Below are 7,056 nucleotides of genomic sequence, written 5' to 3'. Positions count from 1 at the left end.
CCCCTTCGTTAAGGGGTCCCGTTTGGACGAAAATCACCCCTCAAACAGGGTCCTCATTCCATGAAAAATCACACTTTGACCATGGCTGAGCAATCCGGCGCCCGGAGAAAAGATGCCCAGCGAGCGCGGCCAGACGACCGGCTGCTTGATACCGAACTGGAGCATTTGCCGGCTGAGCTGCGCTGGCGCGAGTGGATGGGCGGGTCGAAGCGGTGATCTTTGCCTCGGCCGAACCGGTGACGCGCGAGGTGCTCGCACGCGTCGTCGGCAAAGGCTGCAACATCGATGTGATTATCGACGACATCCGCGACGCGCTTCGCGGCCGCCCCCACGAATTGGTATCGGTCGCCGACGACTGGCAGCATCAGACGAAAAAGGGATTTGGCGATGCAATCCGGGCCGCCGACGGGCTCGGGGCGCAGGAATCCGCGCTGTCGCAGTCCGAAGCCCTGGTGCTGATGTGCATCGCTTACTTCCAGCCGATCACGCGCGGCGAGCTCTCGAGCTTTTTCGGCAAGGAAGTGTCGCGCGACCTGATCGGGGTCTTGCGCTCGCAGGATCTTATCGCCTCGGGTCCGCGCAGTCCGCAACCTGGCGCGCCCTACACCTATGTGACGACGAAAACCTTCCTGTCCCACTTCGGCCTCGACACGCTGCGCCAGCTGCCGGATTTCGAGGGGCTCGAGGATGCTGGGTTGCTGTCGAAGGAGAAGCTGTTGGCGGGCGACATCATGCCGGGGTTTTCCAATGACGGCGACGGGGATTCTGGCGTCGCCGGCGATGAACGAAACATGGCTTCGCCCAGCGCCGGCCTCTCTACCAAAGATCTGGACCTGGTCTTCTTGCCGGTTGCGCGAATAGGCCTCGAGCTGACCGGCAAGATCGACACCCGACACTTGCGCGCGGACCAATCTGGGGACTATTCCCAGGAAATCGGCAAAGCGGGCGATCCTTTCCTCGCGGCCGCTGCCGCCAGAATAACCCGACCACGGTGCGCCACGACAGCGTCCCTCTCGGGGATCACCCATTCCACGAAGTGGCGGCAAGTTGGTCGAACATAATCGCATGCGAATCGCCTGATGGCGTAAGCGTGGCGTTTGGCTGCCATCGCCCGCGAAAACGCGAGCCGCATCAGGCCACGTAAATTTAGACAAAAGCGTTTGCGCGAAATATAAAATCAATTAATACCATTCGTTGTAAATGGCACATCTGTGGCGGACGATATAACTGAATGCCTATTCCGACACTTCCCAGAGCCGCAAAAAGCTCTGCTCCGGCACAGTATCTCGGCTTTTCGCTTCAGCAGGTGCGGCTCTGCTATTACCTCCTGAGCGTGGCCGACGGTATCGCCGTCTCCCTCGAACATATCGACGATGTTGGCGTCCATCGTCCTGACGGAACGGCGCTCTTCGAACAAGCCAAAAGCACGCTGGGCGGAAAGAACCCGGCAAGCAACAAATCGGAAGAGCTCTGGAAGACCTTCGGGAACTGGGCCGACACCTGCCTTGATTCAAACATCGATCCCAGTACGTCTGAGTTTCGCTATTATGTCTCAGACACGAAAGCCGGTGCGCTGCTCACCGCGATCAGCAAGGCCGACAGTCCCGCCGAGGCGGAAAAAGTCCTCAAAAAAATTAAGGAGCTCTTCGAAGAATGTGAAACGGGAACGGGGTGTGAGCCACATCTCGCCCGCTTCCTCAAGGCTGGGGACGCTGTATGCTGCGCCATCATCCAACAATGCTCGTTTCATGCGGAAGCCGATCCGGTCGCCGCCATCCGTGATCGCTTGAACGTTCTTCCCGTCGATGCGATCGACGATTTTTGCGCAGCAGCCATCGGGCTGGCGGTCGATGACATGGACGAGCTGATCCGCCAGCGACAGACACCTGCAATCGAGGCTTCCGCGTTTCGAAAGCGCTTTTGGGCCTTCGTGCGAAAGCACAATTTCTCGAATGTCCTGACACCCAGCATCGATGCGCCAGAGCCACAGGCAATCGACAGGACGCTCCTGGGCGCGCCCCTGTTCGTTCGCCAGCTGAACGCGATCGAAGCAAGCAACATCATGCTCGTGACCGCAGTCAGCGACTACATGAGAACCACGGCCGACAAGGTCAAGTGGGCAGACGACGGCGCCGTCTACGCCGACAGCTTTTCCGAGCTGGATGAGCAACTCGTCCGCCGGCATTTGCTGGTTTGCGATGAAGTTGACGACACCCAACCGGTGCTTGCCGTGCCGGATCGAGGCCGCCGGGTCTATCGCGAGTGCTCCAACACAGGCATGCCGTTGGAAGGCCAGACCCTCCCCTCCTATTTCATTGCCGGCGCCTTCAACTGTCTCGCGCAAACCCGCCGCGTCGGGTGGCATCCCAAGTATCTCACATTGTTTCCACCCGAGTGACCGAAATGACTGATGGCAAAATCGAAGGCGCGTTACCGCAGCCTTCGCCCTCCGACACGGCGAATCCTATCGCCTTGGTGCAAAATCCTGCCTTTGGTGTTCATCTACTGTGGAGTTTCGGACGAGGCTTCCAGGCTGAAAAGATCGATGAACTTCTCCCCATGCCGACTTTCTTCCTGGCGCTGCCGCTCATCCTCCACGCCCGCACACTCGCTGACCTCAGATCGACGAACCTGCCTTCGGGTCTCAGTAAATTTGTCGCAAAGTTGAGCGAACAGCGAGAGCGTCTCATGGCGGTCCATGACAGGACCTTGCGCATGCGCGAGTTGACCCTCCAATCGATCGGAACCGGGATTGCTTCCCGGCTTCTTCACGTTGACTACGCGACGGGCTTCGTGCGGGCTAACGATGTCGACGTTCCCCGGCCGCCCGAGCGGCTGAAATTTCACGTCGCGAACGCCGACAAGTTGGGGCGGTGGTGCGCAAGGCTGCCCCAAGCACAGGTGTTCCAACTTCTACAGGTAACTGTCTAATGCATTTTCAAATTCGCAAGCTCATCCTGTGGCCAAAAAACGGAGGCGAACCGCGGATCGTTGAATTCCATCCGGGTATGGTGAACGTCATCAGCGGGTCGTCCAAAACCGGCAAATCCGCCGTCATTCCCATCATTGACTACTGCCTGGGATCTGGAAAATGCAGCATTCCTGTGGGAACGATCCGGACAGCCTGCGCCTGGTTCGGCCTTCTGATAGAGACGTTAGAGGGACAGAAGCTTCTAGCAAGGCGGGAGCCGGGCGATGCTCGCCAGACTGGCGATATGTATCTAGCCGAGGGAGCAGCGCTTGAGGTGCCAATGCAGGCACCCGAAAAAAATATCACTGCGGATGCCGTTAAGCGAAAACTCGACGCGCTCGCCGGTCTATCCCAACTCGGGCTCGACCCGAATGCCGATTCCGGGTTCCAGTCACGCGTAAGCTTCAGGGACCTGCTCGCTTTCACATTCCAGCCCCAATATATCGTCGCCAATCCGATGGTGCTGTTTTTCAATGCGGATACGAGCGAGCATCGTGAAAAGCTCAAGGCGATTTTCCCGTACGTGCTGGGAGCCCTCACACCGGAAATGCTTCTGGCGAAGTGGGAGATCGACCGGCTGCAGCGTGAGGCCCGCCGAAAGGAAGCAGCACTCGAGGCGGCGAAAAAAGCGGTGAACGCTTGGCAGGTGGAGACCCAGGCTTTGCTGCGTCAGGCGCTGGAATTCGGCCTATTGCCGGCAGCCACCCCGATGCCTAGCAAATGGCCGGACGTCGTCGATCTCCTCCGCCAAGCCGCCGAAGCCGATACCCGGCAGTCGTTCACTACCGTCGAGTCGATCGACGGCACACTGGCACGCTTGCAGGAACTTCGCCAGCTGGAAAGCCAGGCATCCGCCGATCTGACGGAAAAACGCCAAGCCTATAACGAATTGCAGCGCCTGCTAGACAGCAGTAACTCCTACGGCGATGCGATCCTCATTCAGCGGGATCGCCTGAACATCTCAGAATGGTTGCGCAAGCGCGTAAGCGATTCAGGCGATCCTCTGGTTGCCATGGGCTCTGTCGGTCGAACCAAGCTCGATACTCTGACACAGGCGCTAGCGGGTATTGAAATCGAGATGCGATCGCAGCCGAGTCTATCGCACACTTTCGACAAGGAACGTTTGCGTCTGCGAAAGGAGGTGGAAGACGCCACAGCGACATTGACCGCTGTCCGCCAGGAAATCACCCTGCTCGAACAAAAATCAAAGGAAGTGCAGGGGGCGCTTTTCCAACAGGACAGGCTCGAGCGTTTCGTCGGCGGCTTGCAGCAGGCGCTCGTCTCGCTCGACCGCACGCAGGAAGGTTCGGACCTGACGATCGAATTGGATCGTCTGCGAGAGCGGGTCAACGAGCTTCGAAAGGTCTATTCCGAGCGCGAAGTCGAGCGCAAAACGCAAAATGCCCTGCAGATCATCCAGAACATGGCGTCCACCATTCTGCCCTTGCTCGACGCGGAATGGCCCGAGGCGCCGATCCTGCTCCTGCTGGACGATCTGACCATTAAGGTCATCCATCCGGATCGGTCCGACTACCTATGGGAGATTGGCAGCGGCGCGAACTGGTTAGCCTATCACATCGCGGTCACACTGGCCCTTCACCGCTTCTTCCTCGTCGGTCACCATCCGGTTCCGGGACTGCTAGTCTACGACCAGCCCAGCCAGGTCTATTTCCCGCGCGGCTTTGCAGAAGGTGACGAAAGTGCCACAGGGCGTGCCCGCGACAACGACATCGCCGCCGTGCGGTCCGTCTTCGACGCGATCGCGAAGGAAGTCATGCGCTCGGAAGGCCGGTTGCAGGCTATTGTCCTTGACCACGCCGCGACGGATGTTTGGGGCGGACTCACTGGAGTGACCCTGACTGAGGAATGGCGTGACGACATCAAGCTGGTGCCGGTCGATTGGCTGTGAGACGGCCCTGCCGTGGCGTAGTCGCCCGTGACACATTTCGGGCGTACCTTCCGACGAACGCAAACGCCATGTGAAGAAACGGGCTAGAAATGATGTCAAGAATTCAGCGCACTATTCAGATCATGAAGCCCGATCATCAGCGTCATGGGGTCGGAGACGAAGACAGGAAGCCGACCACCTCATAAAAGGCTCGCGCTTCATCTGAAATCGCCTGCACCAGCACGCCGCGGATAAGCGCCTGTGCGCTGACCTGGCGCGGTTCCATTCGGAGTAGCGCTACAAGCGTTCCCCACAGTGAACAAAACCCGCACAACTGTGTGAGGATCGATGGTAGCGGGTGACCGCTACGGCCGGAACTCACACTCGGAATGCGTGCCCTTCATGTACTGGGCGGCATCTTGATCTAAGTGGACGATTTCTAACCATAGTTGGCGATGTAGAATTCTATTTTCATCGTATAGAACAATTGAGGAACGTCGCCAATCTGAACACCTTGGCTCGGATCATGGCGTTCGGGCGATGACTGCCGTAAGGATTCCAGCCGTGTGGGGCAAGGCCGCTACCGGCCGGCGACGGAGGGGAACATGGCAATCGATACTCTTGAAAAGGTGCCGCTGCTCTATCACTTCACTGATCGGAGGAACCTGCCGGTGATTAAAGAAATGGGAGGACTCTATCCACTCGCGCAGCTTGACCAGAAGAAGGTCAAGGTTCCGGCACCGGGCGGCAATGAATGGAGTCGGGACGCCGACGCGTTGAAGGGAATGGGCAACTACGTCCACCTTTGCTTTCGTAGCAGCCATCCGATGGAGTACGTTGCCCGGCAGGATGGGAGGATCACGGACACGATCTTTCTGCAAATACACCCCTCGGTGATGCAGTTCACGGGTGTTCGTTTCACCAACGATGTCGCGAACAAAGCTGGCGTCGAATCGGTTCCTATCGGAGAGGCTGAACCGCTAATCGATTTTGAGATACTTTACACCCGAACGGACTGGAAGGACGCGGCGATTAAGGCGCGTCTCACGCAGGCGGAGAAATACGAGGTGTTGGTTCCCCATGTCATCCCGCTGGGCTTAATAAGGAACATTTAGAATGGCTGAGAGACCAGTCTTTATCCCTGCGACCGAGGACGAAGGTTACGTCAGGCGATTGGATTTCGAAATTCCGTGGGCCGGTGGCTTCGCTGAGGTTCAGAAGAAGAAGAATATCCGGTCGCTGCATGAAGCCGCCAAGAAAGCCGGATATGCGCCGTTGCTAGAAGTATCTAGCAAGTCTGATGAAGTCGCCGGCCGGCACCTTAGCGCGTTTCACCTGCGCGTGATGACCAGCATCGGCGAGATACCGCTGGAGAACGCCTTTCAGGGAAGTAAGGTATTCGAGCGCGGCGGGCCGTACACCGATCTGTACGAGGTTGAACCGCGCGATGCGAAGCGCGAGCCACGACTCCGCAATTCCGGCGCACTGGTGGGCTTCAAATTCGACGGCTTCGAGTTCCCGCTAGAACCCACGACCGTGTTCTACGATTGGCTTTATCTCAATGCCATCTTTCCTCACCGTGTATGGCTCAAAAATCGAGTGGACGGCGAAATGCAGTATGCCGGTTTCACCGACATAGAGTTCAACCCTAGCAAGTCGGTCAATTGTCAGGCGATAACGTGCGCTCTGTTCGTAGTGCTCATGAGGGAGAACAAGCTGGAGCGGTACCTGAAAACGCCCGAGGTTTTCATTGCCGCGATGGCTGCTCATTCGCTTCGGCCGACCGAGCATCAACCTCATTTGAAGCAGGCCAGACTTAGGGTCGGCTAGGAGGCGGTATGCGCAATTTCTTCCGCAAGAGCAGCAAGGTCACTGCCGAGACCGCACGCCGGGTAACCGGTATCAGTACACCTGTCTTCGGCGTGTCTTGGTCGGACCCCGGCCCCCGGGCGTGGGCGATCCTCTGATCGCTCCTGTGCGTGCCCAAAGATCGTCTGCCGCGCCGGTGTGACCGGCATGACCGTGCTATTTGCCGAGTCGTACCTGGCAGTGTTGCGGCCAGGGCTGCGGTGCGTGTAGTCTCGCATCGGTCGAAAGTGTAGCCAAAGTAACGTGAGAGGCGCCGGGTAGTGTGCTGAGAGTTCTGCAAATTCGCTGAGAGGGGGCGGTCATGGCAGGCTGGTGATTGTTCACGTCA

At 58.2% G+C, this 7,056-nt stretch carries 5 protein-coding genes and 1 pseudogene; all 6 read left to right on the top strand.

All coding sequences use genetic code 11. The features are described from left to right. Positions 1 to 81 precede the first annotated feature (81 nt). A pseudogene (scpB, locus tag NKI61_RS31900) lies at positions 82 to 764 on the top strand (SMC-Scp complex subunit ScpB); the annotation flags it as partial. 467 nt (positions 765 to 1,231) lie between these two features. Next, positions 1,232 to 2,398, top strand: a complete 1,167-nt coding sequence (locus tag NKI61_RS31895; RefSeq protein WP_352842313.1) for an ABC-three component system protein — start codon at positions 1,232 to 1,234, stop codon at positions 2,396 to 2,398. 5 nt (positions 2,399 to 2,403) lie between these two features. Further along, positions 2,404 to 2,931: a three component ABC system middle component gene (locus tag NKI61_RS31890; protein WP_352842312.1), complete on the top strand. Its 528-nt coding sequence runs from the start codon at positions 2,404 to 2,406 to the stop codon at positions 2,929 to 2,931. Then, complete coding sequence (locus tag NKI61_RS31885; RefSeq protein ID WP_352842311.1) at positions 2,931 to 4,880, top strand: DUF3732 domain-containing protein; 1,950 nt, start codon at positions 2,931 to 2,933, stop codon at positions 4,878 to 4,880. Before NKI61_RS31890 ends, NKI61_RS31885 begins: the two co-directional genes overlap by 1 nt. Positions 4,881 to 5,464: 584 nt before the next feature. Beyond that, positions 5,465 to 5,974, top strand: a complete 510-nt coding sequence (locus NKI61_RS31880) for a DarT ssDNA thymidine ADP-ribosyltransferase family protein (protein ID WP_352842309.1) — start codon at positions 5,465 to 5,467, stop codon at positions 5,972 to 5,974. Position 5,975: 1 nt separating this feature from the next. Next, complete coding sequence (locus NKI61_RS31875; RefSeq protein WP_352842308.1) at positions 5,976 to 6,689, top strand: DarT1-associated NADAR antitoxin family protein; 714 nt, start codon at positions 5,976 to 5,978, stop codon at positions 6,687 to 6,689. The last annotated feature ends 367 nt before the right edge of the window (positions 6,690 to 7,056 follow it).

Origin of the sequence: Mesorhizobium sp. M0514, from assembly GCF_040321145.1 — a bacterium.
Classification (GTDB): domain Bacteria; phylum Pseudomonadota; class Alphaproteobacteria; order Rhizobiales; family Rhizobiaceae; genus Mesorhizobium.
The sequence above is the reverse complement of the archived record's forward strand: the minus strand, read 5'-3'. Positions and strand labels throughout refer to the sequence as shown.

Coding starts and splice junctions, on each gene's coding strand:
- NKI61_RS31895 (WP_352842313.1), top strand. CDS start 1,232: ATGCCTATTCCGACACTTCCCAGAGCCGCAAAAAGCTCTGCTCCGGCA.
- NKI61_RS31890 (WP_352842312.1), top strand. CDS start 2,404: ATGACTGATGGCAAAATCGAAGGCGCGTTACCGCAGCCTTCGCCCTCC.
- NKI61_RS31885 (WP_352842311.1), top strand. CDS start 2,931: ATGCATTTTCAAATTCGCAAGCTCATCCTGTGGCCAAAAAACGGAGGC.
- NKI61_RS31880 (WP_352842309.1), top strand. CDS start 5,465: ATGGCAATCGATACTCTTGAAAAGGTGCCGCTGCTCTATCACTTCACT.
- NKI61_RS31875 (WP_352842308.1), top strand. CDS start 5,976: ATGGCTGAGAGACCAGTCTTTATCCCTGCGACCGAGGACGAAGGTTAC.